Annotated in this window: 35 protein-coding genes and 2 pseudogenes; 1 reads left to right on the top strand and 36 read right to left on the bottom strand. The window is 32.5% G+C overall.

Features of this window, described 5'->3' with window-relative positions; translation table 11 throughout:
- Window positions 1–176: 176 nt before the first annotated feature.
- The 28 genes and pseudogenes from C1715_RS09285 to C1715_RS09155 all read right to left on the bottom strand — a co-directional run bounded on the left by C1715_RS09285 (window position 177) and on the right by C1715_RS09155 (window position 18,852).
- A complete protein-coding gene (locus C1715_RS09285) occupies window positions 177–1,064 on the bottom strand; it encodes an N-acetylmuramoyl-L-alanine amidase (protein WP_102400223.1) in 888 nt (295 codons plus the stop codon).
- Between the two features lie 47 nt (window positions 1,065–1,111).
- The gene (locus C1715_RS09280) at window positions 1,112–1,534 is read right to left on the bottom strand and encodes a phage holin family protein (protein ID WP_102400222.1); all 423 of its coding nucleotides are present in this window, start codon (window positions 1,532–1,534) and stop codon (window positions 1,112–1,114) included.
- 77 nt (window positions 1,535–1,611) lie between these two features.
- Window positions 1,612–1,743, bottom strand: a complete 132-nt coding sequence (locus C1715_RS09275; RefSeq protein WP_102400221.1) for an XkdX family protein — start codon at window positions 1,741–1,743, stop codon at window positions 1,612–1,614.
- Complete coding sequence (locus C1715_RS09270) at window positions 1,743–2,099, bottom strand: hypothetical protein (RefSeq protein ID WP_102400220.1); 357 nt, start codon at window positions 2,097–2,099, stop codon at window positions 1,743–1,745. Before C1715_RS09270 ends, C1715_RS09275 begins: the two co-directional genes overlap by 1 nt.
- Before the next feature lie 12 nt (window positions 2,100–2,111).
- A complete protein-coding gene (locus tag C1715_RS09265; RefSeq protein WP_102400219.1) occupies window positions 2,112–2,684 on the bottom strand; it encodes a hypothetical protein in 573 nt (190 codons plus the stop codon).
- On the bottom strand, window positions 2,684–2,944 hold the full coding sequence (locus tag C1715_RS09260; protein ID WP_102400218.1) for a hypothetical protein: 261 nt from the start codon (window positions 2,942–2,944) through the stop codon (window positions 2,684–2,686). Before C1715_RS09260 ends, C1715_RS09265 begins: the two co-directional genes overlap by 1 nt.
- A gap of 4 nt (window positions 2,945–2,948) precedes the next feature.
- Window positions 2,949–3,236 (bottom strand): Ig-like domain-containing protein, encoded by a 288-nt coding sequence (locus C1715_RS09255; RefSeq protein WP_146005379.1) that lies wholly within the window; start codon window positions 3,234–3,236, stop codon window positions 2,949–2,951.
- Window positions 3,236–4,150 (bottom strand): Ig-like domain-containing protein, encoded by a 915-nt coding sequence (locus C1715_RS09250; protein WP_102400216.1) that lies wholly within the window; start codon window positions 4,148–4,150, stop codon window positions 3,236–3,238. Before C1715_RS09250 ends, C1715_RS09255 begins: the two co-directional genes overlap by 1 nt.
- 15 nt (window positions 4,151–4,165) lie before the next feature.
- Window positions 4,166–4,354 carry a hypothetical protein gene (locus C1715_RS09245; RefSeq protein WP_102400215.1) on the bottom strand — a complete coding sequence of 63 codons (189 nt, stop codon included), beginning with the start codon at window positions 4,352–4,354 and terminating at the stop codon, window positions 4,166–4,168.
- A gap of 12 nt (window positions 4,355–4,366) precedes the next feature.
- On the bottom strand, window positions 4,367–4,756 hold the full coding sequence (locus C1715_RS09240) for a hypothetical protein (RefSeq protein WP_102400214.1): 390 nt from the start codon (window positions 4,754–4,756) through the stop codon (window positions 4,367–4,369).
- Window positions 4,756–6,813 (bottom strand): hypothetical protein, encoded by a 2,058-nt coding sequence (locus C1715_RS09235; RefSeq protein WP_102400213.1) that lies wholly within the window; start codon window positions 6,811–6,813, stop codon window positions 4,756–4,758. The genes C1715_RS09240 and C1715_RS09235 overlap by 1 nt, the downstream gene beginning before the upstream one ends.
- A gap of 9 nt (window positions 6,814–6,822) precedes the next feature.
- Complete coding sequence (locus tag C1715_RS09230; RefSeq protein WP_102400212.1) at window positions 6,823–7,167, bottom strand: DUF6711 family protein; 345 nt, start codon at window positions 7,165–7,167, stop codon at window positions 6,823–6,825.
- Between the two features lie 16 nt (window positions 7,168–7,183).
- Window positions 7,184–10,243, bottom strand: a complete 3,060-nt coding sequence (locus C1715_RS09225; protein ID WP_102400211.1) for a phage tail protein — start codon at window positions 10,241–10,243, stop codon at window positions 7,184–7,186.
- A gap of 75 nt (window positions 10,244–10,318) precedes the next feature.
- Window positions 10,319–10,687: a hypothetical protein gene (locus C1715_RS09220; RefSeq protein ID WP_102400210.1), complete on the bottom strand. Its 369-nt coding sequence runs from the start codon at window positions 10,685–10,687 to the stop codon at window positions 10,319–10,321.
- A 41-nt stretch (window positions 10,688–10,728) separates the two neighbouring features.
- Window positions 10,729–11,040 (bottom strand): annotated as a pseudogene (locus tag C1715_RS09215) (Gp15 family bacteriophage protein); the annotation flags it as partial.
- Between the two features lie 11 nt (window positions 11,041–11,051).
- The gene (locus tag C1715_RS09210; RefSeq protein ID WP_102400208.1) at window positions 11,052–11,393 is read right to left on the bottom strand and encodes a hypothetical protein; all 342 of its coding nucleotides are present in this window, start codon (window positions 11,391–11,393) and stop codon (window positions 11,052–11,054) included.
- 14 nt (window positions 11,394–11,407) lie between these two features.
- Complete coding sequence (locus C1715_RS09205) at window positions 11,408–11,860, bottom strand: phage tail tube protein (protein ID WP_102400207.1); 453 nt, start codon at window positions 11,858–11,860, stop codon at window positions 11,408–11,410.
- 9 nt (window positions 11,861–11,869) lie between these two features.
- Window positions 11,870–12,256, bottom strand: a complete 387-nt coding sequence (locus C1715_RS09200) for a phage tail terminator protein (RefSeq protein WP_102400206.1) — start codon at window positions 12,254–12,256, stop codon at window positions 11,870–11,872.
- Window positions 12,256–12,642: a hypothetical protein gene (locus tag C1715_RS09195; RefSeq protein WP_102400205.1), complete on the bottom strand. Its 387-nt coding sequence runs from the start codon at window positions 12,640–12,642 to the stop codon at window positions 12,256–12,258. Before C1715_RS09195 ends, C1715_RS09200 begins: the two co-directional genes overlap by 1 nt.
- Complete coding sequence (locus tag C1715_RS09190) at window positions 12,642–12,968, bottom strand: hypothetical protein (protein WP_102400204.1); 327 nt, start codon at window positions 12,966–12,968, stop codon at window positions 12,642–12,644. Before C1715_RS09190 ends, C1715_RS09195 begins: the two co-directional genes overlap by 1 nt.
- A 2-nt stretch (window positions 12,969–12,970) precedes the next feature.
- A complete protein-coding gene (locus C1715_RS09185; RefSeq protein ID WP_102400203.1) occupies window positions 12,971–13,336 on the bottom strand; it encodes a head-tail connector protein in 366 nt (121 codons plus the stop codon).
- A 31-nt stretch (window positions 13,337–13,367) separates the two neighbouring features.
- The gene (locus C1715_RS09180) at window positions 13,368–13,601 is read right to left on the bottom strand and encodes a hypothetical protein (protein WP_102400202.1); all 234 of its coding nucleotides are present in this window, start codon (window positions 13,599–13,601) and stop codon (window positions 13,368–13,370) included.
- Between the two features lie 11 nt (window positions 13,602–13,612).
- Window positions 13,613–14,518 carry a capsid protein gene (locus C1715_RS09175; protein WP_102400201.1) on the bottom strand — a complete coding sequence of 302 codons (906 nt, stop codon included), beginning with the start codon at window positions 14,516–14,518 and terminating at the stop codon, window positions 13,613–13,615.
- Between the two features lie 18 nt (window positions 14,519–14,536).
- Complete coding sequence (locus tag C1715_RS09170; RefSeq protein WP_102400200.1) at window positions 14,537–15,118, bottom strand: phage scaffolding protein; 582 nt, start codon at window positions 15,116–15,118, stop codon at window positions 14,537–14,539.
- Window positions 15,119–15,233: 115 nt separating this feature from the next.
- Window positions 15,234–15,362, bottom strand: a complete 129-nt coding sequence (locus C1715_RS20050) for a hypothetical protein (RefSeq protein WP_278320101.1) — start codon at window positions 15,360–15,362, stop codon at window positions 15,234–15,236.
- A gap of 70 nt (window positions 15,363–15,432) precedes the next feature.
- A complete protein-coding gene (locus C1715_RS09165; protein ID WP_102400199.1) occupies window positions 15,433–15,630 on the bottom strand; it encodes a hypothetical protein in 198 nt (65 codons plus the stop codon).
- Complete coding sequence (locus C1715_RS09160; RefSeq protein WP_102400198.1) at window positions 15,627–17,330, bottom strand: phage minor capsid protein; 1,704 nt, start codon at window positions 17,328–17,330, stop codon at window positions 15,627–15,629. Before C1715_RS09160 ends, C1715_RS09165 begins: the two co-directional genes overlap by 4 nt.
- Complete coding sequence (locus tag C1715_RS09155; protein WP_102400197.1) at window positions 17,317–18,852, bottom strand: phage portal protein; 1,536 nt, start codon at window positions 18,850–18,852, stop codon at window positions 17,317–17,319. Before C1715_RS09155 ends, C1715_RS09160 begins: the two co-directional genes overlap by 14 nt.
- Before the next feature lie 54 nt (window positions 18,853–18,906).
- Here C1715_RS09155 and C1715_RS09150 point away from each other — a divergent pair, with 54 nt between their 5' ends.
- Window positions 18,907–19,233: a hypothetical protein gene (locus C1715_RS09150; protein WP_102400196.1), complete on the top strand. Its 327-nt coding sequence runs from the start codon at window positions 18,907–18,909 to the stop codon at window positions 19,231–19,233.
- A gap of 116 nt (window positions 19,234–19,349) precedes the next feature.
- Here C1715_RS09150 and C1715_RS09145 read toward each other — a convergent pair whose 3' ends face one another.
- The 8 genes and pseudogenes from C1715_RS09145 to C1715_RS09110 all read right to left on the bottom strand — a co-directional run bounded on the left by C1715_RS09145 (window position 19,350) and on the right by C1715_RS09110 (window position 26,432).
- Window positions 19,350–20,699: a terminase large subunit domain-containing protein gene (locus C1715_RS09145; RefSeq protein WP_102400195.1), complete on the bottom strand. Its 1,350-nt coding sequence runs from the start codon at window positions 20,697–20,699 to the stop codon at window positions 19,350–19,352.
- Window positions 20,692–21,213, bottom strand: coding sequence for a terminase small subunit (locus tag C1715_RS09140; protein ID WP_102400194.1), 522 nt, complete (start codon window positions 21,211–21,213; stop codon window positions 20,692–20,694). The genes C1715_RS09145 and C1715_RS09140 overlap by 8 nt, the downstream gene beginning before the upstream one ends.
- A gap of 14 nt (window positions 21,214–21,227) precedes the next feature.
- The gene (locus C1715_RS19375) at window positions 21,228–21,377 is read right to left on the bottom strand and encodes a hypothetical protein (RefSeq protein WP_180964037.1); all 150 of its coding nucleotides are present in this window, start codon (window positions 21,375–21,377) and stop codon (window positions 21,228–21,230) included.
- Between the two features lie 9 nt (window positions 21,378–21,386).
- Window positions 21,387–21,569, bottom strand: coding sequence for a hypothetical protein (locus C1715_RS09135; protein WP_102400193.1), 183 nt, complete (start codon window positions 21,567–21,569; stop codon window positions 21,387–21,389).
- Window positions 21,570–21,666: 97 nt separating this feature from the next.
- Window positions 21,667–22,083, bottom strand: coding sequence for a hypothetical protein (locus C1715_RS09130; RefSeq protein WP_102400192.1), 417 nt, complete (start codon window positions 22,081–22,083; stop codon window positions 21,667–21,669).
- Window positions 22,071–23,457, bottom strand: a pseudogene (locus C1715_RS09125) (SNF2-related protein). The gene C1715_RS09130 and the pseudogene C1715_RS09125 overlap by 13 nt, the downstream one beginning before the upstream one ends.
- Complete coding sequence (locus C1715_RS09115) at window positions 23,454–23,732, bottom strand: VRR-NUC domain-containing protein (RefSeq protein WP_102400190.1); 279 nt, start codon at window positions 23,730–23,732, stop codon at window positions 23,454–23,456. The pseudogene C1715_RS09125 and the gene C1715_RS09115 overlap by 4 nt, the downstream one beginning before the upstream one ends.
- A 276-nt stretch (window positions 23,733–24,008) precedes the next feature.
- A complete protein-coding gene (locus C1715_RS09110; RefSeq protein WP_102400189.1) occupies window positions 24,009–26,432 on the bottom strand; it encodes a virulence-associated E family protein in 2,424 nt (807 codons plus the stop codon).
- Window positions 26,433–26,434: the final 2 nt, after the last annotated feature.

Genomic DNA, 26,434 nt, shown 5'->3' with positions numbered 1-26,434 from the left:
TCGATTATTTTATTATAATTAATAAAAATTTGATAAATCTTATACATTGGTGGCAAAGTGGTGGCAAAAATAATTTTTGCCACCATAACTATTTAATTTATTTTGTATCTTAATAAACACATATGAAAAAATAAAAAAGGTAGCAAGTAAGATTTCTCCTACCTGCTACCTTAGAGTTAATATTTTATATAATTCTTGTGGATGTACCCACCATGAGAAGGGTAATATATGTGCACCCAATCTCCTTCTAGTCTGTAGAGCCTAACCTTTTCGCCTTTGTATAGGTGGCCTAATATATTTTTACTGGTACTAGTATCTTTTGAGCTTCTAACCCTTACACCGCTACCAGTACAAGTACCAGTTTTGCCATCTAAACTTATCCAATTAGAAGTGTTTTGTTTGGAAGAACTATTAGAGTTGCTGGACACCACTTTTAAATCTTTTATATATACCCAGCTTAAGATCTCTTTTATTAATGCCTTGCTGCCACTAATCTGTTGTACTGTATAAGTATTATTTTTTACCCAGTTAGGTATTGCTTGTCCGGTTGCATAATTAGCACCAGTAATTTTTATTTTAGAACCTACAGATACGCCACTGTTAGTTGCATTGGTAGAGCTCTGTCCATTAAGAACTGTATTTTTAATTTCTTGTAAAGGGAAATTAGCTCCTGGACAATCTGTGGACATTAACTCACCATGTCCATATATCCTACTTATTCCATACTTACTCTTTAGGTATTTACATAACTCTATAATGCTATTTTTCTGTGCTTGTGGCATGTTCTCTACCATATATCGTCCTTCTGCACATATGCCTAAACTATTAGTATTGTGTCCCCTAGCATGTGCTCCTATGGCGTTATCTGGTCTACCTTTATAGATACTGCCATCTTTCTTTACAAAATAGTGGTACCCAATGCCTGCCCAACCGTTACCCTTATGCCACCTGTTTATATCCTCCACAGTACACTTAGAACTTTCTGCATGGTGCAATACTATTGTGTTGGGTTTATTACCATATGTCATATTGCCTAAATTAAGATTTCTTTCTATTATATTCATTATTCATTCCTCCTAAAATTTTATTTTTCTAAATAAAAAGAACAGAACTATTTGATCTGCTCTTTATGGATCTCTTTTTTATTTCCTTCTTTAAGTTGTACTAGCATTTCTTTTAGTTGTTCCGGAACTGGCACACCAGCTCTAGTTGCATTTTCCAATATAGATATTCCTTCCATAGAAGCATAAAAGAATATAACCATGCTCCTAACTATTCCATGTGCTCCAGTAACATTATCTATACACACACCAACACCTACTATTATTAATATAAGTATCTTTTTACCTAAGCCTTTAAACCCTATACTAGAACTAAGTGTTTTATCTTTGCCTGCACAAATTAATCCTGTTATATAGTCTAAAAACATAAGTAGTAATAGTGTCTTAAGTGCCATGTCCCACCCTCCAAAGAAGTAATTTGCACAAGCCCCCACTCCGGCTATAATTGTACTTAGCATTTTATTCCATTTCATTTTTTAACCTTCTTTCTTATTAAATTTAGGCAAAATAAAAACACCATATAGGTGCCTATTTTGCCTTTTTAGTTTTTCTAAATTGTATAATCTTCTCCAGTTATCTCTTTATATTCTGTCTCACTTATACATTTCCACTTACAAGCCTCTTTTACATCATCAATTTTCAAATATCCCATCCTGTAAAACGTATTATAGAAATCAAACATTAATTTGTACCTCCTTGTACTTTAATATTTAAATCTGCAACCATTTTGACTAGGCTTTCAATTGCCATATCTTTTTTCTTATTTTCTATCGCTAAGTTAGCAACTTGTTGCGCTAAAAGTTCCTGCGAACTTGGTTCGACTTCTCTTGGTTCTATTGGTTCTGGTTCAACTTCTTCGAAAATTTCTTCAAAAGTAGAACCTTGTAGATTTTTAATTTTAAATTTTTCATTTATTTCCCTTTGTAAATATTCTAAATATATTTCTTCTTTTACAGGCACATCATTCGCCTCTATTTGCTCTACATTAGAATTTCTAAATAGAAATTCATTTTCATTTTGTATACTTATATATATCATCTTTTCATCTCCTTATATGAATCCTATGGTACGCCACTGTATCGTCTGGTTACCATTTGTTGCAGCATTCGTTACGTTAGAAAGTCCAATATTAATTTGGCTATTATTTACGGAACTTCCAAATGTCCAGCAGAATGCACCTCTAGCATTCGTAGAAACCTTGAAATTTTCGTCTTTATATGACAATGGAAGAGTTAAATTAGTAACCATTTTGTAATACACCCCTCCGCTAGAACTATTTGCTCCTTCGGACTCTGCAACCTTAATACTGCCAAATTGAATTAACAATCGCTTCCCATCTGGTCCAGGTGGAAATAATCTATAACCCTGCTCTCGGACAGAAGAAACTACTGTATATTCCTGCACAGCCTCTGTTATATCACTTTCTTTAATTTTTCTTTTATCCAATTCTTCTAAAAAATTCTCAATCTTATTCATATTCTCTGCATTAACGGGCGTTCCAGCTTCTATAACATTCCCCTCAGCTGCTAATAAAGTTACAGTTCCATCCGCATTCTGCCTAAAAGTATAAGTCCCAGGTCTTTCTACTAATCTATTTTTCCAAGTTGTTTTTTGATATGCCATTATATCACCTCCACACAAATTTTAGCCTTTAGAATTTCTGGGCCTATATGATATTTAAATATAACACTAAATTCACCTTTCTCTGTTGCATTGAATAGTAACAATACCTTATGCCCATCTATTGCTGGGAAACCTTCTTCTAATACTTCTTTGCCTTTATTAATTATTTTATATTCTGCTACATCTATTACAAAATCTTGCCCCAGTTGATTTATTACCTCAATTCCAACCTCTCTAACCTCCCCCTGTTGCAATATCATTACATCACCACAACTCTCTATAATAATAATTATTTTTTAGTTTTACACAGACAAATTCGCTATTTTCATGTTTGCAAATATATTTACTGTCTAGTTTCCTAAATATCATCTTTTGAAAATCTATAAACATATAAATATCTGCCTGATTAGTTTCATTACCTGCATTATCAATAGCTTTTAGTTGCACTATATAAGTACCCTTAACACTCTTGGGTATAGTGGCTTTGAAAACATTTGGTGGGTAGAAATCAAAACTAATTTCTACCCCATCCAAATACCCTATTAACCTCATTAGTCATTCACTGTTACTGTAATTACAAATGTCTTACCACAATCTACTGGATTTGGTGTAACTGCTACAGCTGAAATAGTAGGTGCTTTAGTATCTAGTGTTACCGTTCTTGTTACAGTAGAAGTCAATCCAGCACTGTCTACCGCTTTAATTTCTATGGTATTGCTTCCTTCTGCCAATGTTAATGCTTTGGAGAATGAACCACTTGATACTGTTACTGCTCCCTGGTCCACGCCATTCAACTTAATACTAACTGTTACAGGAGAAGATGTTTCATCATTTGTAGTACCTCTAACCGTTAGAGTTTTATTGTTAGTTATTAAGCCATTTGATGGATTAGAAATATTAAGTGCTGGTGGTACTGTATCCACATTAAATGCAGAAGATAATAAATCAGAAATATTTCCATCATTATCAGTTATACTAATTGTTATGGTATGTGAACCTTCTGAGAGAGATGTTGTAGGTGTATAAGTGCAATCATACCCCCCAGGCACGCTTGTGCATGCCATACCGGTAGCAGTGTTTCCTACAGATGTTCCACTATCTATCTTTAACTGTAATTTAGATATGTCTATTCCGGAACCACTATCTCTTAATGTAAATTTAATAGCTGGTTTAGAAGTAATAACACGTGCACCAGAACTTGGGGAGCTTAATGTAATAGTAGGTTTGTCTTTTTCCAATACCCTTAATTGTAATGCAGAACCTAGTACACCATCTGTTCTATCTTTTATAGTACTATTACCAGCTTCATCTGTAGCTGTTACGGTCACACCATATTTATTATTGGACTGGTTCCATGATGTAGTAGATGGCGCCGTTATACTTCCTTCCCATTTTCCACTTGTACTATTATAGCTTAATGCATAATCCTGCCCATTCATATTTACCTTAACTGTTTTTACTGCCATTATATCCTTCCTTTCCTATGGTTTAAAAACAAGCTCACTTTTAACTTGTTGTCCTGAAATAATTTCTCCACATAAACTATATTGACTACTCTGCACAGTATCTGTAATAATTTTGCTTATGGTTATTTTTATTAAAACAGTTTCCCCAACATCCGCTGTGTTTTTACTCCATTCAATATTTTTTATATCAATTGTATTAACCATGTGATCACACCCTTATTGCCCACAGCTAAATGAACCACAATATTTAATATTACTTATGTTTTTATTCAAAATATCATATAGTATTTCTAAATTATTCTCTAATCTAATAGCATCTTTATAGCTAAATGGCTCTCCTGTTTGCCAAGTAGTTTTTAGTTCTTTTAACCTTGGTAAATTTAAAACAGATAGTTTTTCTAGGTTTCTTTCAACCCTATTCAAACTATCTGCAAATTCGATTGTACTATAATCCCTATTAGTTACTGCCCCTTCAAGACTTATATTAATGCCCATTAATTGTTGGATTAATTTTGCTACTTCTACGGTGTTATTTTCAACTCTATTTAAATCTTCAGGGTTATAAAAATCATCCTTAGCCCAATCTAATTTAGGAGTTAACCACATTAAATTCCCCCCTTTGCTTCTGTTTTACCACTTAAATAGCCCTGATACTCTATTTCTTGCTTAGTTATATTTGCAATATTATTATTGCCATACCCATTTTCTATACTTACTTTATCAGTTAGATTTAATGCCGGGTTACCTCTCCAATCCACTTTAAAAGTAGCAATGTTATTATTCTCTTTTAATAGCCATTCAGCCACATTTTTAGCGTCTATCTCTGTGTTTATTAAACTATTTTCTAACTTAAGAATAGCTCCTTCTTTTATATCATTATTTACTGCAGTGTAAGTTGCTTTATTCTCTAAATCCATTGGATAATAAGTTACTTCAAGCGCTTTTACGGCTTGCCCTAGCTCTATTTGTGGCTCTTTATAGATATTGTCAAAAGTTATGTTATCAGTTGGAAGGTCAAATCCTATTTCAACCACTCTAGCTCTCCTAATACCCTTGCACCATTTTTTAATTACAATCTCTATCTTTCTGCAATTCTCTAGTAAATTATTTTCATAGAAGAATCTAGCTTTGTTATTTACTATAGTTTCATTTATCTTTATAGATCCATCTGGTGCATAAACTTTTAAATCAAATTCATTAGCATATTCATTATTTATGGTATCAAATAAAATCTCAAAATTTTTACTATTGTGGTCCTTAGATATATTCACTTCTAATTTTAATGGTGTTAAGAATATACCATCATTATTACATAAGTCAGAGCTCCACCAGCCAACCTCATAACCTTTCATATTTTCCTGTGGAATAACAAAGCTACCATCTAGTTTAAATCTATCTTTTTCAAAAGTAGCAATGTTAAAATTGGGTTCCAGGATATTATTTATTACCTGGTCTTTATTACTTATAAGAGCTTCATTACTTACTGTTATAGAATCAATTACAGCTTCAGCACTAATAAGTTGCTTCATATGGAATACACCCAAGTTATCACTGTATACCACACACATTCCAGCTATGGCTATAAGCTGTAACAAATTTCTATAACTCATTTTCTTGTATAATCCTTTAGTTTTAATAAACTTTAAATTGTTACTTAGTACATAATTCTCTATATTACTTGCCTTCATAACCTCTACAGCTAAATCATAAAGGGTGGTATCTCTAGTATTAGCATTTTCAATTTCATCATTAGAAAGGCTATCTAAAATATCCCTAGCAGTAAATGTAGTGGTAAGAGTCCCCTCGTCGCTTTGCCAGTTCTTAAGATAGAATTTTCCAACTGGAATATATTCAATCTCTCCACTTTCCAATTCAACACCTATTTCCGGGAAACATTCTTGCCCTTCCTTAAGAAAATTATAAAATCCAGAAGGGTTTAAAACATTAAACTCTTTATTAGAGTTATCTATTGTAAACTTTAGTTCATCTGCAGGTAGAGCACTACTTGTAGGATTAAGTTCCTGTAATACATTCATTTTTATTAAATTGCTATCTGTGTATTCTTTAATGATTCCAAAGTCCACCTCAGTAATTTTCACCCTTCTATAACCTTTGCACCACTTTTTAATAGTTATTACTATTCTTTTATAATTAGATAATTGTGATATATACACATATACAGAATTGTAATTATTCACTATAGAATCATGCTTAATTAATCCTGTAGCTCCATATACATCTATATCAAAATTAGTAGCATATTCACTGCTCAACATATCGAAGTATAGGGTTATTCCTGCAGAAGAGTGCTCTTGACTAAAGTTAAACTCTAATACTTGGTATGGATTAAATATTCCATTAACATCACTTAAAGCATTGCTCCACCACCCCAACTCTGTATCTAACATTTCGTTAGTTTTTGGTGGAATAATAAAAGAACCATCTAACTTTAGATAGTCCTTTTCAAATACCGCATATTTATTACTCATTTTTCTTATTTTATTCGTTAACTGGTCTTTCCTACTTATACTAGCCTCGCTACTTACTGTTTTTGTATTGTCTTTAAATGCTGTAATGTCCAGTATTTCAAATCTTATTTTAGCCTTGCATGACCTTGTAGGCGCATAAACTGCTTTCTTAAATTCTTTACTAACTGTTATCAATCTAAACACCTACCTTTCAATTAAATTAAATTTTATATCCTTATAATATACTTTGCCATTCAAGAAGCCTAACATTCCAATAGTTCTATCACCACAATAAAATGTCCCTGTCCTCATACTATTATCTTGTGGATCTATATAAGAAACATTGAAAAATACCGTTGAAACTAACTTAAGTAATTTGCTTGTTTCTTCTGCAGATAAGTTCTTCCATGCTAATTCCAATTTTCTTTTAGTTGCTATTCTCTCAATTATCATACTTCCCCTGGCATTTCTTTCCGCCTTAGAAATATCCATTACCCCTGCTTGAAAATCAACTGGAGCAGGAAGTTCTACCCCATTAACTTTTATCATAGCTACCTGCTCCTTTCTAAGTCATTTTAAGTATTACATCATTACCTATTCTTTGATTTTCACTATCTATATATTTTTTAATCAATCTTGCAAATGTAACACCATCAAGTTGCATTACTATATCACTATTATCTTGATTATTAGTCTTGCTACCATTAAACTGCATAGCTGCTACTATCGCATTAGCTACAACTTCAGATATTTTATCTATCCAACCAGTATTATTTTCTAATGGTACCACAGCCTCCTTACCAGCTTCACCTACCATAGATAAAGTTGGCTGGTCTATAATTCCTCCACGCGCTAGCATAGGTATTTTAGGAATGTTAATTCCCTTACCACCTATTCCAGGAACCCAATCAGGAAGGCTTATTTTATTTAATCCGCCTATAGCGCCATTTATTAAACTAATTACTCCATTCAATGGCGCTTTAGCTAATGCCTTTATACCATCAAATATGCCACCAAATATATTCACCACACCTTGCCAAGCTCTTCTCCAATTGCCTGTAAAAACACCAGCTACAAAATCAATAATTCCTGAGAATACTCTCTTAATACTATTCCATATATCTTTCACGGTGTGTAGAAAGGCATTTAAAATATCTCCAAAGAAGCCAAACCTTCTAGACCAGTCTGTTGCAAATACATTGCCTAGCCAATTTTTAAAACATTCAAATGTACTCTTAATATTACCCCATACTTTTGCCGCTTTTGCTTTTAATGTATCCCAGTTTTTATATAGCAGTACTCCTATTGCTATTATTGCCCCTATTGCTACTATTGCTATCCCTATAGGAGAAGTCAGCCAAGCTATAGCTGCCCCAAAAACTTTTGAAACTCCAGTTGCTATTTTTATAACCCCATGATATAACGCAATAGCTCCTTTAACCACTCCAAATGCGGCTGCCATACTTCCTAACACAGTTACTATTATATCAAGCACTGGCTTTCCATCATTCATGAGCCAATCTATTAGTTCAGTAAACTTATCTAATAATTTACCAATAAAATCTAAAACTGGTGCAATAGCAGGCGCCATATTATTTACAAACCAATCAACAAAAGGTAATACAAATTGTGTATAAATATATCCTGCTAATTCAAATATTTTAGAGCCTAATCTAATAAGCCCTTGAAATAAATGTTCTCCCCCATTATCCCAAACATAAATAAGCTTTTGAGATAAATTTTCCAACGTATCTATAGTTGATTTTACAACCTGCATAAAAGTATCGGCTAGTGGAGTTCCTATTTGTCCCCATACCTCTCTAAATGAATCACCAACTTTTTTTACTAATGTTAGTAAATTTAAAATTGTATTAGCAATTCCTTGTACTATTGAAGTTCCAATGCCACCTTTATTCCATGCAGTAGTAAAAGTACTTGATATATCTCCTATAATATTGAATATATCTTGAAGTATCTGCAGTATAACAGTTAATATAGCTTCACCAGTTCCATTGCTCCATACCGTTAGCATACTGTTTCCTATGCTACCTAGTAAGTCTAATATACTATGTAATGCATATTTAATACTTGCAATAGTTGCTTGCCCCTCTTTAGCCCAAGCATTCTTAAAAGGTTGAAATATTGTGGCTAATACTGCCTTAACTTTTTTAGCCATACCTTCTATAGCCTTTCCAGCAGCACTTGCTGGACTTACATCTACATCAGGCATTACCATTGGTGGCATACCATCCCCACCAGAATCGCCCTTATCTTTTTTACCCTTGTCTTTATCTAAATCTAATTGATTTATCTCATCAAATCCCATTAAAGCACCTTTCATTGCTTCCATATCCTTAGCTGCTTTTTTGGAATCTGCTCCAGCTTTCTTAGTACTTTTACCGTATGCTCCCATAGCTGCTCTTGCTTTATTCAATCCTTTAGCCGCATTAAAACTCTGCTTATATGTTTTACCAAATATAGCACTTATAAATGTAGCAATATACGCAGTAACTGTAGATAATGCACTCATTAGAGCATTTAGCGCTGGAAGTACTGCTTGGTATATGGGCATAAATGCAACCATTAAATTAGTTCTAATTTGATTTAAAGAATGTGCAAATTGCCTATTCGTCATAAGTGCTGAACCTGTATAGCTAATCAATCCTCTTAAGGCCCTGTACATAATTCTTATTACAAGTACTTGTCTTAATACTCTGCCAAAACTTCTAGAAATCATATTTCCCATACCATGGAATCTTCTTCCTGTATCAGAGCCAATATTCCCTAATTTCTTAAAGTGCCCTCCAGCTTGTATGCTGGCCCTTGCACTTCTTTTTATATTCTCTGCTGTAGCGTTTGATGCACTAGAAACTTTTTTTGCTGCACTACCTAAAGCACCGAGTTTTGAAAATAGACCTTTAACACCTTTTGAAGATGTATTTGTAGCGTTACCTAATCCTCCAAGTTTTTTCTCTAACTCAATTATTGTAAATGCTGTTTTATCAGAAGTTGATGCAAATTTATTTAGTCTCTGTTCAGCCTTTGAAAGCTCAATCTGTAGCTTTTTTATTTGCTCCTGGTTAATAAAATCCATAGCTTTATTACCAGTTGGTTTGCTTAAATTTTCTATTTCTTTTCTTAAATCTTTTATTTTGTATCTTTCTTCATCAGCTTTAGCTCCAACTTGGTCTAATTGAGCTGTTAGATTTTCTATTTGTGATTTTATATATTCAGTATCACTGGATAAATCTACTTTAGGAACCTTAACACCTATAGGTGGGCCTCTTGAAGTTTTAGTGCTAGCATCATTTTCATTAGTAGCAGCAGAATCTTTATTTAAAAAATTTTCCATAGGATTTTTTACTTTAAGTTTTGAAAATATATCTTCAATATAACTTTTAAGTTCAGAGAGATTGCTTTTAATTTCCGAGTGTATTGAATCAATCATTTTCTTTATGGTGTTTTGAATGCTGTCTAATGTCTTATTGACATTACCTATATCACCTAAATTACTTAATGCTTTAGTTATATTTGATTTTATTTTCTCACTGATGTTTTCAATTTGTTTTTCGGTTACATCATTTAAACCTAAATCCAAGCTTATCTGCCCTACACTATCACTCATATTCTCACCTCACTTTTAAACATAATAAAAACACCTACTAATTAACTTAGTAAGTGCTTTATCTAAAAATATATATTATCTTTTTCCTGGTTTCCATTCATAGCCACAATTTAAACATTTAACCTTTCCTTTTACTTTTTTACTGGTTAATCCTCCGAGAATGGCTCCTGTTTCGCCTGCCAATGCTCCACCTACAACTGCTCTACCTATACTCAACTTTTTATGTTTTTCAACATAAGTTATAGATGTACTTTTACACTTAGGGCAAAATACTACGCCCTCTTTTTTCATATTGGATATTCTCTCTTTTTCCTGTAATTTCTTTTGTTTTTTTTCTTCTATTTTTTCAGATTGATATTCAAAAGAACCTAATTTTTTACCTTTATTTTTACCTTCTTCATAAGCCTCTTTCATTTGCTTTTTTAAGCCATTTAATAAACCCATATACTCCCCTCCTAGTTAACATATCTTAATTATAATATACATTAACTAAAAGCTTTTGCAAATATTTCTTGTAATTCTTTTATTTTTTCCTTCTTTTCTTCATTTGTCATATCATCTACTTGTCTATTTCTCCATTCGTTTCTAATTCTATGTTGTTCAGGAGTGAAGTTTTTTAATATATCCTTATTTTCTTCACTTCTAACATTAACTACTTCACCTAGGGGGGTTTTAGGCATTATACCAGCTAAAAGTGTACAAAATTCACCCCATGACATATCATTCTCATTTCTTAATCTAATCCCGTATTGAGAAGTAAAGGAGGCTTCTATTAGCCCCCAATCTTCAAACAAATCATACCACTTATTTACTTTTTTTTAGTTATTTTTTTCATTTCTTGCTCTGCCATTTTTTCAATATCTTCTAAATCCTGTTCACTTATGGCTGCCATAATAGCATTCATAATTGCTTCATAGCCTTTCAGTGATAGTTCTAGACTATTTATATACTCTAACGCTTCTTTTCCAAGTCCAGCCTCCACAATTTTGTCCATCATTTCAAATTCTTCAAGTTTTGGATCTTCACTTAACGACTTTATAAGTATAGCTGTATTCTTACTATTGTTTACTTTATACACATGTTCATTATCAATTTTAATTTCGGGTTTATCATTTGTAAGCCTATCCATTATATTATATATCTTAGCCATTTATATCCCTCCTACTATACTACTTCTGCTGGTGTATATGTTGGTTTACCATCACCTTTTAAATCGAACTCAAGTGGTGCAACATTAGTAGAATCTCCACCACCTACGTTCTTAACATCTATAACACAATCAAATGTAAGTTTTGCACCATCTGGAAATTCTATCTCACCTTTTGTGCTACAATCCAATCCATCTTTCCAAGCTGTGTTTGCTACATAATCATTACCTGGATCTCCTACGTTTCTTTTTCCTTTTAAACTTATAGAGAATGCTTTACCAGTCATTAATGCTCTTGCCCATCCCGCAGTGGTCATTGGTGTCCAATCCTCCACCTTACCATCTATACTTATACCAAAGTTCTCTAAATCAGCTATCTCTTTCATATCTGTAGGGGTTGTACTTTCTTTTCCTTTTACCCCAACCTTAAATTTAAGGTTATAAACTGGAAATACTCCTGTAAATGCCATTTACATTACCTACCTTTCATAATAAATTACTGTTTCTATTACAAATTCAAAAACACCATTTGTATCTGTTCCTACTCCTATAGGCTCTGATGTTCTCATATCAAACTTAATTATCCTATGCCCTCCAATAGTACCACCTTGTCCAAATAAAGCATTATATACTTCTTGAGCCTTTTGCTCTGCAATATTGCAATTCTTAGTCCAGTGAACCAATATAGAAATAGCCTTGGCGGAATAACTTGTGTTTGCTAATCCTCCTAAGGCTAAATTAGGAGCAGGACCTTGTACATTATATAATCCTATGCATTGCTCCTTACTTCCATCTATTTTCCCACTATACCATTGCGGACAATCTATTTTTGTTTTTAAAAATTCTCTTACGTCACTTAATAACATTACTTAATCAACCCCCTTGAGAGCTGCTTTAAATTTATTTTAAAAGTATTTTTAGCAAAGTCTTTCTTTTCTCCATCAATATAGGGCTGCATCCATTTTCCTTGGGCATTTATATTTTTATCTGTTCTAAAATTATACTCTGGATGCCAGTATAATCTCCTTGCATATGGTGGGCCACTAACATTAATTGAGGTTTTCATTTCATCAATTTGTGATGTATCTACAAAATGACTTATCTCAAGTTCACCTGTTTGTTTGGGTACTACTGCAGAAGTAACTATGTCACTCTTAACAGCTTCTGTAGTCATTTCTAAAGCTTTCTTTTGTGCCTCAATTAGAGTATTTATTTTTGAATTATCCAATTTTATAGTTACTTTAACACCCATTAAATCAACTCCAATTCAGTACTGAAAACTGAACCATCCGGATTACGTGGTCTTGAAGTCTTAAATATATCTTTTTTTATTTCTCCAATTTTCACATATCCCTCAATCAATTTACCTGGATTAATATCACCTTCAACAATGACCTTACCTGAAAGAGTTATGAGCCTTCTTTCTGCATCTAATGTTTGTTTGGTTTTTTCATTATAATTACATAATCCATCATAAATTAAGTTTTCTACAGGCTCACCATCTTCACTTATTTCCGTTTGATATATCTTTACTGGTGTTACCAATATCCACTTTGGAAATGGAAGTTTCCCTAGCATAACTACAACCTCCTTGAAGTAAGTCCAGTAGATCTAAGCAAATTAATAACCTCGTCAGAAGTTTTTATATTTCCTCCGCCTTCTTTTGGATTAAACGAAAGGCTTATACTTCCAGCAGAATATCCGCTTAATGGCATGTTTAAATATTCACCATATTGAGTTATAAAATCAGCTTGGTAACACACTGCTTTCCTTACTTTATCCTTTTGAAATTCTGTAAGATTATCAAAACCTATAGCTGAGATTCTATTATAAGTTAAGTTATCTATCTGTTCAGAAGCTCTACTTAATTTTGAATTTAAATCTTCATCCGATATGATATTCCCTACATATTCATTTTTATAGTAAGCTGAATCTGCATAAGACATTAAATCACATCCTTAAGAAAAAGAAGAGTAACTACTTGTCACCCTTCTTTAATTCCTTGTTTTCTTCTTTTAGCTTTTTATTTTCTTTCTCTAGTTTTACAGCCTTGTCCTCTAATTCCTTATATTCTTCATATGAAACAGTTTTGCCAGCTCCATACTTAACTATATTACCTTCATCATCCATAATGTCATATCCTTGTGCTGCATAAGCTTCTTTTTGAGTTTCATCTATCGTATAAACCTTGTTATCCTTGCTTGCCTTCATTTATATCCCTCCTATGCTTCCGCTTCAGCATTAATTGCAATACCACAAGCTTTATTCTCTATTAAGAATGTATCTGTGTAGTATCTATTTTGATATATATATTTATCTGCTGTTCTCGAATCTGTACCAGGTGTGAATAACTTCATGTAAGCATATTTATCTCTTGATACAACACAAGAAGGATGCACAAGTACCATATGGATTTGCTTTGCATCTCCTGCTGGTACACAACCATTAGTAAAGTCATATTTAGTTTTAAATCTAGCACTTGGTACCTTAACAATATTAACATCATCTAATGAATAAACTCTTCTATCAATCTTACCGTTGTTTGAAGTTACATCAATATTTCTAGATAAACCGCTAGCATTTTTAAGTAATTTATTTATAGCTGGTGTAACATAAAGTATTCTTCCCTCAGCAGGAACTCCTTCATCGTCCATCTTTTCCATTTGAGTATCAAACCAATCTAGTATATTAGCTACTGTAAGAACTGTATTATCTATAACAGCCCCTTTAGCTTTATAAGTCTTTGCTTCTGCATATAACTTAGAGTATCTGTAACTATCCTTTTCAGGTATTGCCTGCTCTGTCTCAAATACATTTTGGATATTAGCCACTTCTAAAACTAGATTAGTTTCGTCTATATCCATTGGGTCTAGTGCAAACTCAATATCCCTATCATGAGCTAGTTTCTTTGGTTCCCAATCATTTGCTATAGTTCCAGTGTTGAATCCCATAGCATTTCTATTATGGTCCTTGTATCCACTTAAAGTTAATCTAGGTAACTTTATAGTTTGTGCATTAATAAATTTAACTCCTGGATTAGATTGAGTTAACGCATATGATGTTAGCTCCCTTACATATTTTTGTTGTAACTCTCTTTCGAATTGTTCAGCATAACTAATTACTGCCATATCATCATCTCTCCTTTATTATTTAGTACTGTTTCCAAAGATTGAAGCTAATTGACTATTAACATCTCCATTTTGTGATGTACCATCAACTCCAATTTTAAAACCTGGTTGAGTTTCTTGTTTTTCTTCTTGCTTGAATAAAAAAGCCTTACTTTCTTGTAAATTTTTTAATTGATCCTCAAGTCCTGTAATTTTACCATCATCACCTAGGATTAATTTAGACTTATCAAATAATCCTGCTACTAATTCAGCATCCTGTGCCTTATCAGCTACAGCCAATTTGATTGCATTAGATACTTGCAAATCTTTTAATTGAGCTTGATATTCTTCATCTTTTTTCTTATTATCAGTTTGCAATGTTTCAATTTGTTTTTGTAACTCCGCATTGTCACCAGTTGACTTTTTAAGAGTTTCAAGCTGATTATCTCTTTCTTTAATATCACTTTCTAATTGCTTTTTAGCTTCTGAAACCTCGTTAAATTTATCTTTTGGTACTGCATTTTTAGGAAATTCAGTATTTATTGACTTCATTAATCCATCAATATCTAGCTTTCCATCTTTAATAGTTGCACTTTCTAATAATTTTCTTAACCATTCCATTTCTATTCCCTCCAATAGCATATTTATACTGGTTGCTCCCAGTTAGGAGTACCGTTGTTCTTTATGCTCTGCAACACTTAAAAAAGAGCAAAATAAAAAGCCTTATTTCTAAGACTTAATCAATTTTTTCTAATGTTTTATTTAATGTTTCAATCAATTCTTTATTTGATTTTATCTTTTTATAATCAGAAATAGTGCTTATAGCTAATAGTGGAATCAATATTGTATCTATTATTAAACCCATACCTTAATCCTCCCTGCACTTAATTTTAAGCATAATAAAAGCACCTACTATTTTTACTTAGTAAGCGCTTTTAAATTTCTTCTATACTTTTTATTTCTTCTTCATTAAACCCTATTAGATTATTTGACTTGTCTAATATAGATATTTCCTCTAATTCTTCCTCGCTGTCTATAGGTGGTGTATAGGTTTCTACATAGCCAGTAAATTCTCTATTATCTATATCGACAATTCTTACATTCTTATTAAAGTATTCCCTTAATAAACTCATTTCTTATCAACTCCTTTTAACGTTGGTACTATGTGTACGCCATCTTTACTATAGTGTATATAGAACCTATTAGTTTCTGTTAATTCTCCAGTTTGGTTATTTATATTAATTCCAATATTCTTATTACATTCAATTAACTCTCTATTCTTAACCTCACCGTTACGCTGTAACTCAAACGTTCCTGTACTTGCATACCTTTTGATTAATTGCTCTGCTTCTTCTATTGATATAGTTAGATAGCTTCTCCCTTGTATATAGTTATTATGCCCTAAGATATGCTTACCTTGCTTACCTAGATGGATATTCTTCGGCTGTTCATCTGATTTAATATATTTCCTAGTTTCTTCTATTTTATCATCTAAAGCTTTTTGTTTCAATCTATTAGCATTAGCTTTTAGTGCTTTATTAGTTATCCCTTCTCCTGGTTCTTCTCTGTAGTAATCTCTTCTAAGTTGAGGATTATTTTTTAAGTGTTCCCTTATTTTATACTCTAAACCCTTAACTTTAGCATGAGCCTTTTGCTGATTTTCTAAATCACAAGCTCCAGCCTCGACTCTTTTCCACTTTCTAATCTGTCTTTCCATATATCTCTGCTTTTGTTCAGCTTCATATACCTTTATAGCTTCTTCTTCATCTGGAGCTACAGGTAATTTAGTTATACCAGGAAAATAAGTTGTTAATGTATGCCTACAGTTAGGATGTAATAGTCCTGCTTCTATAGCTTCACTTAATAGCTTGTATTTAGCTTTATATTCTTCTATATACTCTTTACTTGGGTGGCTAAATACATCATCTATAAGTATTTTACCTTGCCATGGTAAACATTTCTCACACGTATTTGCATGAGCACTTACTACTACAAGATATAATCCATATTCATCACGTTTCTTTCCTTCACCTAATAATGTGGCTCTGTGTGATGCAGTTCTTAAAGCCATTTCTGCATAGCTTGCGATATTAACATTAGCACCATTTTTATATTGTATACTATTTATACCTTTATCTAAAAAATCTTTAGTTGCCATATCTATTGCTTGATTTAATGTTTTAGTACCATTTTGAAAGTATACATGAGTTTTAAATATTGTTTGCCTATATACATCATCCATTTTTCTAAGTACAGCTTGGCTAGCTTTATTTAAGTCCTTAGTAACTGTTTCCTGCAGAGCTTCAAGTTTCTTATCATTAACTCCAAAAAAGTTTTCTTCCTTAGGAGGTTTTATAGGTCTGTTTAATAACTTAGCTATATATTCTTTGAAACTTTGTTTCTCTGAGGTATCCTCTGGCAAATTAATGGATGCTTCATTATTAAACCCCAGAAATTCTTTAACCTTGCTTATTAACTTACTTACTCTGTTTTGGCCTTTAATATAATTACCTTTTAACTCTCTGTTTATAGTTTGTTGTATAGGCCTATTATGTTCCTGAACTAATTTCTTGTTTCTCCTTCTATACTTCTCAATCTCTCTAAGTTTAGTAAGCTGCCATTGTTCCCATTTAAAACCTTCTTTATTTTGTTCACTTTCATGAAAATAAAAAGCTCTTTTCATAGATGATATAAGGTTAAGCTCCATTTCCTCAAATATTTTTCTAATATCATAAGCCTTGTCTCTTTCCTTTTTAGCTCCTTTTTTTATGAATTGCTTAGTAAACTTCTTTAAAATATCACCTAACTTTGATACTTTACTATTCTTCGTCATCTTCTTCATCCTCTGGGATATTCTCTGTATTATCTCCTTCATTGTCTAACTCTTCATCATCTGTTACTTTTGGTTCTTCTGCTTCAAGTAGTCCCTGTTCTGCTTTGAGCCTCTTAACCTCTTCTTCTTTTTCTTCTTCTGTCCATGTGTCTCCATATAATTCTTCAACACATTGCTCTATAGACATAACACCAAAAGTCTTAGCTTTTCCTACTGTTTCAACCTTATCATCAAAGCTAGGTGAAGCATACTCACCAAAGTTAATTGTTACTTCGATATCTTCTATACATGCTTTATTATTCATAGTATTATACGTTTTAAATATAACATTGATTAGTTCGTATAATACTTCTTGAAGTTCATCTATTATCTTCTTTCTAGTATATAAAGTGGTCTTTTCCTTTTCTCTTTGTGCTTCTGCATTATCTAACTTCTTAAGGTCTATTCCTAGTGTTGCTGGAGATATTATTCCCTGCAGACACATATCTAAAGCCTTTGCATAGCTTTCAATAAATGCTTGGTATCTAATCTCTGGTTGTAACATATCTACTTTAGATTTATCATCTTCTGCCAATGAAGAGCCAAGCTTAATAAACTGATTATCAAATGGATTAGGCTTCATTAGTTCACCATTATTAGGGTTCTTGGGTATTAAATCCTCAGGAATATACTTTTGTACTCTTCCAGCTCTTATTGCATCTATCCATTGGCTTATTATTTCATCCAATGCATCAAAGGAATCTGTTTTATTATCAAATATGCTCTTACCCCTGCCACCCCATTTTTGCGATTCAAAATACTTCATAGGTACTGCCATCATAAAGCTATTATCAAAAGTTACATCCTTTAGTTCTTCAAGTCCTGGAACTAAAGATAAAGGGACTTCATTCCCTCTTTCATCAACTAGCTTATTCTTTATATATCCCTTACCAAAACTCTCTATAAGTCTATAGTTTTTATTCTTAACAGTATAGTCAGTAAAGAATAATACCTCTTGTAATCTTCCCCTCTTAACCGTATAATCAACCCTTTCACCGCTATAATACTCTAGTATAGGATATGGAGTTAAATCAGTATCTATGGTTATTTTAAAAGCTCCATCACCAGCCACAAGGGTTTCAACAATAGCTTGCTTGATTAATTTATTAAACTTATTATCCTTAGATATTTCTTCCCACGTTTCTGCTTGTATTTCTTCCATATCGATACTGTTTATATCACTTGCAATTATATCTGCTAGTGTTTCCACTATAATTGCTGGAAGGCCTGAATGCATTTTCCTTATGTTTAAGTTTTCACTAGGAACTGCAGCCCAAAACCTAGATTTACTAACTTGATCTAATGCCATATTCTTAAAAAACTGGTCCAGTTCTGATGGTTCGCCTCTGTACCATATTCTATTTTTCATTACATTACCTTCATAACTTAAAGGTTCTTGTATCATTATTGGTGTTGATACTGCAGGTTGTATATTTAATAGTTTTACTGCGGCTTTTGTTACCATATTTTTAAACCACCCCATTCTATTCCTCCTTCTATTTATGTTAAAATACTACTAATGAAAGGAATGATATAAATGCTTGATAAAAGTTATAAAATACTAAGAATTATTAAAGAAAATCCTTTAAATGAAAATGAATTACTATCTCTCTGTAGAAACTCATATATTACTCCATCTTTGATGTTAAGAAAACAGTGGATTACTTATTCAAATTTATCTGAAAATGGTGAACCACTACAACCATATGTCATTACTGATATAGGGTTAGAATATCTTTTGAATAAAACACAACAAGATAAAGCATTTTGGCGTGCATTTTTCAGTAATTTTATAAGCGGCTTTATTGTAGGTATATTAGTTACAGTACTAGGCACCTATTTTAAATTTAAACTTGGACTATAATAATAATACCTTTATAAGTGTTATACCTGACAATATTCCTACTATGAGACCCCACGCAAATCCTCCTATATTTGTATTGGAGTAACAATCTTTAATCTTGAGTTCTTTATCCACTTCTATTCCTCCTTATAATCTCCTATTATCTTTCTAAAAGGTATCCATGCGTACTGACTAGAGTTAATTGTATGGTCGTTTGCGTCCTCTGGCTCATACTTATCTTCTTTCCAGCTATAGCACTCTAATTCCCTTATATGCTCTGTACAAGTATCTACAACATAGTAATAAATCTTACTAGCTGTATTAATCCACCCAAGCATTAGATGTATTCTGTCTATTATCTCAACTTTTTTATAAGAATTAAGAAAATTATATAAACATGCATTAGTTCTTTTAAACTTCTTAAGCTCCATTATTGTTGCCTGGTCAGCTGAATCTATAAATACATCTCTAGCAAATCCCCATTCCTTTCTATTCTTCTCTAAGAATTTAAAAAACCTAGGAGCTATGTCACTAGGTGCTAAAGGTGTTTCTAAATTTGCATTGTTATATACTTCTTCATCCAGTACAACAACTTCTTTCTTATCTGTAATCCCTAAGAAAGTAAATGCAAATGTGTCTGGACTATTCTGTGAGTATGAAGTATCAAGTCCAGCAGTAAACTGAACAAACTTCATTGTTTTAGCTTTCTTTTTAGATATTACATTGTTCCTTCTTTCAAAGTTAGAGAATATTAACCCTGTTGCTCTACCTCTTAAGCCTAGTATTTTATTTTTATAAAGCTTTGTTCCTTTTGGAGCACTTAACTTCTTCTTCTCTATATCTGCTTCAGATAAACTTGCATTATCATAAAAAGAAAAAAACCAGTATGTCCAACCTGATTTCTCTTCGCTGTTTAATTGCTCCATTATTTCTTTTGGAACATCTTTTTTATATTTTTCTAGTGGTCTACTACAATTTATAAACTCTGAATAAATAGGTAAATTAGGATCATCAGGATTAAGTGTGGCCATTAAGTAATCATTTCTTGTACATATTTCTCTTACAAATTCAATACTTGCTGTGTTAATTTCATCTATCAATACGCAACCAAACTGCGAACCTAGTGCCATCTTCCACTTATCTGCATTATCATAACCTAGAATATATATTATCTTCTCACCTTTGGGTGTTTGATATCTTATGTGAGGTATTTTATTATCCTTATCACCATTACCGTTATATCTTACTAAATCACCAAACACATCTAAAATTCCATATTCCTTTTGGATTATGTTCTTTTCTGCAACTCCTGTTGTTTTAGATGCTATTACATGCATTTTCTTATTTGACTTAGCAACCTTTAACATAAACTTTGTAATTCCTACTGTAGTTTTGCCTGCTGCTGTTGTGCCCTCCAAAAACTCTACTGGGGCATTGTGTTTTAGAAAGTCTCTATATTTTGGAGATAACTTGTATTCATCACTCATTATCTTCATCACCTAATTGCTCTAGTATTGAATCTAGCTTCTTAGTGCTATTTACATTTGCATTAATATTTACATTGTCTTTGAACATTCCTAGGTGCTTACCCATAAGCTCCAGAGCCTTAAGCTTATCATTAAGCCTAACTTCTCTTTCAACCATGTCACCATTTTCAGATTGCATCATCTTAACCTTAACTGATTGAATAGCAGCTAGATCATCTTCACTGGCATTTGATTCTACTGAAGCTTTATTAAAATTAATAACGTCTTTAGGATTAACAAAACCTATTCTTGCTAGTTCCTGAAGAACCCTATCAGCATTTATTCCAGTACGTTTTGACCTCTCTGCCATAGCTTTGTCTATACACGCGCGTATGTTGGGTTTTGCTAAGTTCTCACATCCAATATCTTTAGCTGTCTTAGGCGAATATCCTGCCCTAATTGCCGCTTGTGTGGCATTAAGGTCTATAAGATATTCTTCTACAAATCTTTGTTGTTTTGGTGTTAGTTTGGCCACAATGCCACCTCCTTTTATCGTGGATTATTTCTTATATATTCTCTATTGTCTCGTGTCAATCTCATAAATTTAAATAATGGTTTCCATCCTAAACAAAATAGTTTAATCCAATTGTATCCAGTATACTTTTTACTAGCCTTCCAAAACCAAATAAAATCTTTCATACATCTCACCTACCTCTGCCTCAGTGCTCCACCCTTACCCCTCTTATAACTATCATGTTTCATTAGCTCCATAACATCAGAAAAAGAGAGGTTTTCGCCTCTCCTAGATTTTTTCTTATTCTCTTTTCTATTCTCATTCAATTGTTTATGTTCCCTTGGTTGTTGTACTTTTAATATTTTTTCTATTCTCAAACCTCTCACCTTCCTCTACAAATAAAAAAGTACCTGGATAATTTCCAAGTACTCTTTATATTTGTACAATACATTAGTTTAACATTAACACACTTTATTAGTGACATTCAATGACACCCTCTAAGTTCTTTAATGCTTCACCATGAATCCTATAAATTTGTCTAACACTATACCCCATTTCTACTGCAATATATTCCCACCGCTTAAACTCTAAATATCTTGAGTATAGTAATTCAATCTGATCTCCATTTTTAAGCTTATCTATCTCCATCATTATTTCTTTTTTTAAATCTATATACTTATCTATATCATTTGTTATCTCTCTTTCTAGGTCAATTACTTTAGCTATCATAGAACTAATTTTATCATTTCTTAAAGATGTTTGTACTCTTTCATCTTGGTTACAACTTAAACTAATGCTTAAGCTTCTTAAACTATCTATTTGCTTTTGTTTATTATTTATAAGCTTGTTCAACCTATAAGCTTGATTCAAATATTCTTTTACCCTTTGCATTTATCCACCTCTTTTAACCTAGCCTTTACTGCTTCAAGTAATGTATTTTGATTGATTTCTTTATTACTTAAAGCTTTCATCACATCCTCATCAACTGTGCCAATACTCACTAAATGATGAATTATAACTGCCTCTTTCTGTCCCTGCCTGTGAAGTCTTGCATTAGCCTGTTGATATAGTTCTAAACTCCATGTAAGCCCAAACCAAACAATAATATTACCACCATATTGAAGATTTAAACCATGACCTGCTGAAGCTGGATGTAATAATGCAACTTCTATTTCTCCACTATTCCATGCCTTAATATCTTCTGAATTATCCAATGTTTGATATTTAACTTTAAGCTTATCTAACATTTTAGCTATTCTATCGTAGTCATGTTTAAAATTATAAAATACTAAAACTGGCTTACCATTTGCCGTATCAATTATTTCTTCAAGTTTGTTTATTTTTTCATCATGAATTTTTACAACTTGCTTGTCCTCCGAATAAATAGCCCCATTAGACATTTGCAATAACTTATTTGTAAGTACTGCTGCATTAGCTGCAGTAATATCATTTTCGTCAAGTTCTATTACTAGGTCTTTCTCTAACTGCTTGTACCTCTTTACTGCTTCATCAGGTAACTTAATATTTATAATATTATCAATCCTTTCAGGAATATCTAAATAATCTTTGGCCATCATAGAAATACAAATATCACTTATCTTTCTATGGATCTGTTCTTCTGCTCCATCTTTTAGTCCATACTTATAAACAATATGGCCATTCATTTGCACTGGATAAAAATATTGGTCCTTATACCCTGTTATAGTTTTGCCCAATCTTTTACCACCATCTAATAAATAAACCTGTGGCCATAAATCAATTAAACTATTAGGTGCTGGAGTTCCAGTAAGTCCTACTATTCTTTTAAAGTATGGCCTGACTTTCTTTAAAGCTCTAAACCTTTTAGCCTTGGAAGATTTAAAAGAACTCAATTCATCTATAACACATGTGTCCCACTTCCAATTCTTAAAATAATTATCAACTAACCAAACTACATTTTCTCTATTTGTCACATAAATATCCGCATCTTTTAGTACTGCTTTTTTTCTTTGTGTTGGAGTTCCTAAAATCTTAGATATTTTTAAATGCTTAATATGGTCCCATTTATCAACTTCTGTACTCCATGTATCTTCTGCTACTCTTAAAGGCGCTATAACTAAAACTTTATTTACTTCTCCTAGGAATAGTAAATCATCTATTGCTGTTAATGTACTTATGGTTTTGCCCTAGTTAACCCATGCCCATGTCGAGAAAAAGGCCTGAAGCCTCATGCTCTAAAATATGATTTATTGCATACTCTTGATAATTCCATGGACTAAAATTCATATGACCACCTCCCTTACAAATTTATTAACTTTTTCAATACTATCTATTATTTCAACTCTGAATCCTAAATTTCTCAATTCTTTAATTCTATATTCTTGCATAGTTCTTGGTCTTTTACCTGGTGCTTTAAGTTCAACAAATATTATCTTACCTTGTGGTAATAAAACAATCCTATCTGGCACTCCTGACGTCCCTGGACTAACAAACTTTAATGCTTTACCACCTAACAATTCAATTTGCTTTTTTAGATATTTTTCTATTTTTGATTCTTCCAAATTATCACCTTCCAATTATTAGGTGGAAACAGATGGTACAGATTTTCTTATATATATTATAATTGCTATATTAGGCGTATGTGTATATACGTGTATATGCCTAATTATATAAATATTACTTTATATATAAATACTGTATCATCTGTTTCCGATAGCATTAAACCCATTGACATATCTAAGCTTAGCGCGGATACAAAAGCGGATACAAAACGTTTTTTGTGTATCAATTGTATCTGGTCTATTATTTTAGTGGATACAGAATTTTAGGATTAAATTTTAATTCTGTATCCGTATATAAGCTCTTTGTCTACCATAAATTTTTCCAAAACTTAAAGGTGATCTATTTCTCTCCCACTCTTTAAGTCCTTTCAAAATTTCATTAATTTCTCTACTCTGTAATGGTGTAAGCTGTTTAGGATCTCCATTAAAAAGTTCAACCCATATCTCCATAACACAAGTTTTATCTCTCCTTAAGGTACCTTCCAAACTATCACCAAATTCAGTGCCTTGTATATAGTTTTTCCTTTCAGATAATCCTAAACTATACCAATTATCAGGTAGAGGTTTATTTAAGTATTCCTCTATAAGCCCTGCTTTTGCACTTTCTTCGCTGTGTGCCTCCTGCTGCTTTTGGGCTTCTTTTTCTTCTTCTGCATTTAGATATAACGGTTCTTCTTTTTTAAAGAACTCTACTGCTTCAGCCCAAATTTGACTTATTTCATAATCTGTCATATCTTTAAAAACACTTTTAGTATGTTTCGTTAGGCCTACATCTATTGGCCAGAACCTTCTATTTCCTGTTTTATCTCTTAAAAATTCCCTGTCATTAGTTGTACCTATGAATACACACTGTCTGGGAAATCGGCTTGTCCTTCTACCATAAGCTACTCTGTAAATATCCTCCGTTTTACTTAGGAAATGTTTAGTTGCTTCAATGTCTGCTTTCTTTGTGGCCATCATTTCCCCCATCTCTAAAAGCCATACTCCTTGAAGTTGTTCATACGCTTCCTTACCTGATACAGTGGTTAAACTATCACTATACCACTCCATACCCAGTTTTTTTATAATGGTACTTTTTCCTATTCCTTGTGGCCCACTTAGTACCGGCATATTATCGAATTTACATCCAGGATTAAAAACCCTTGCTACTGCAGCAACTAATATTTTTCTTGTTACTGTTCTAACATAACTATTATCTTCAGCACCTAAATAATCTATAAATAATGTATCAACTCTTTTTTCTCCATCCCATAAAAGACTATTTAGATAATCTTTTATAGGGTGAAAAGAATGTTTTTCAAAAGCTAATGCTAATGCATCAGCACATTTTGCAGTAGAACTTATTCCATAATATTTTTCAATAAATTCTCTAAGTCCGCTATCATCAGTGTCATTCCAATCACTTTTATTATTTTTACTCCTCCATGGAAGTTGACCTATAACTACAGCCCTATTAGAAAATTCATTGTAAGCTATTTTATCCTTAAGTAATGGATCATTCTCTATTATTAATGAAAAGTTACTTATTGTGCTTCGTACTTTTCCTTGGTCTGTATATGTTAATTCTTTTACCCATTCTGTGTCTATTTCATCTTCAACAACACCAAAATCCTCCTGAGCCTTTTCCATTCTTTCTTTTCCAATAGTCTGCATTACTTTTTCATTAGAACTTGCAAACTCACTCATTTTAGTAAAAGAAGGCATTCTATTAGCTGGAGTATCTTCTTTAGCTTCATCATCTAAATGTCCAAACTTATGAATTCTAACTAGGTCAAAGGCATTACATAAAATATTACTTGCTGGATCCGTACCATGATGGCTATAGCTAAATTTATTATCATAAACAACTACACCACCAGTAGTTGAACCTTCTGCATATGTGTACCTGGTTTCATCTGCACCAGGTACATACACATCATTTAAAAATTCTGCTATAGCTTCACTAATTGTATAGGTCCTACAGAAAGCACCTATAATACCTTTCTTTTCTAATGGGTCCTCCTGCTTCTTTAAAACATTATTTAGTTTTGCCCTAGCTCTTGAACTCTCTGGCCAATAACTTACATCTTGCCAACCAAAGGTATATCTACTAAGTACATCATCTGGATTTAACCATGACAAATCTTGTACTTTAAATACATATTCCCCATCACTTGAAGTGCTTGGCCAATACATTAATCTACTAGGTTCATAGGTTGTATCATCAAACTGGTCAATACCTAAATCATTGGCTACCATTCTTGATATTGCCTGATATTCATCAGGAAGTACTGGCCTACTTAATGGAATAACTAACCTTAATCTAGGGTTGTCTGCTGTATGGGTATGAGTTGAATACATAACTAGCGCAAAGTCCCATAATAGCTCTATACTTGTCCATATATCGCCCTTAACATAGTCTAGGTCTAATGTTAATAAAGTTCTATTCTGAACGTTCTCAGCCTTCCTGCGACCATTCTTGAGTCCACCACCTACAAATCCACCAACATCCTTAATCCTGTCTTTTTCAGTTTTAGGCATTTTCTTATATTCCGCATAAGCTTCAAGTGTTCTTGTAGTATGTGATAATTTCTCAACTAATGCTGACCATAAAATATTTTTATTTTTCCAATGGGTTTCTTTTCTGCTTTTTCCAGTAGCTATAGCTATGGATCCATCATATTTAATTTTGGGTTTATCTTCTGTTTTGTATGCTTCCAAGG

The sequence above is a fragment of the Haloimpatiens massiliensis genome, from assembly GCF_900184255.1.
Classification (GTDB): Bacteria; Bacillota; Clostridia; order Clostridiales; family Clostridiaceae; genus Haloimpatiens; species Haloimpatiens massiliensis.
The sequence above is the reverse complement of the archived record's forward strand: the minus strand, read 5'-3'. Positions and strand labels throughout refer to the sequence as shown.